This is a genomic window from Vibrio sp. YT-19(2023), from assembly GCF_033337395.1.
The window spans coordinates 1-556 of sequence record NZ_JAWOQN010000949.1; the positions used below are offsets into that span (position 1 = coordinate 1).

General features: G+C 46.9%; 1 protein-coding gene. It reads left to right on the forward strand.

Translation table 11 applies throughout. The annotated features are described in order from the left end of the window. Nucleotides 1–556: glycosyltransferase (locus tag R7E78_RS29355; protein WP_318059050.1), on the forward strand; the 556-nt coding region annotated here is incomplete at both ends.

The following is a 556-nucleotide window of genomic DNA, read 5'->3' on the forward strand; positions in this document are numbered from 1 at the left end:
TATTCGTCTACCCTGAACTGGGACGATCCTGTTGCTTTGTTTCTAGGGGGCGTTTTACTTCTAGCTGAGACGTATTCTTGGATTGTGCTGATGCTTGGCTATTTCCAAAATATCTGGCCATTGAATCGCAAACCAGTATCGATGCCACCGGATCAGTCAACTTGGCCAACCATTGACTTGATGATCCCTACTTACAACGAAGATCTCGATGTCGTGAAAGCGACGGTTTATGCCTCGTTAGGTGTCGATTGGCCGAAAGACAAACTCAACATCCACATTCTGGATGACGGCAAGCGTGATAGCTTCCGAGATTTCGCCAAAAGTGTAGGGGTGAACTACATCCGCCGCCCAACGAATGAACATGCGAAAGCCGGTAACATTAACTATGCGTTGAAGCAGACCAGCGGTGAGTTTGTTGCGATTTTTGACTGTGACCATATTCCTACACGAGCATTCTTTCAGCTCACAATGGGGATGTTCCTGAAAGATCCAAAGTTGGCGCTTATTCAGACGCCGCACCATTTCTTCTCTCCGGATCCTTTTGAGCGTAACTTAT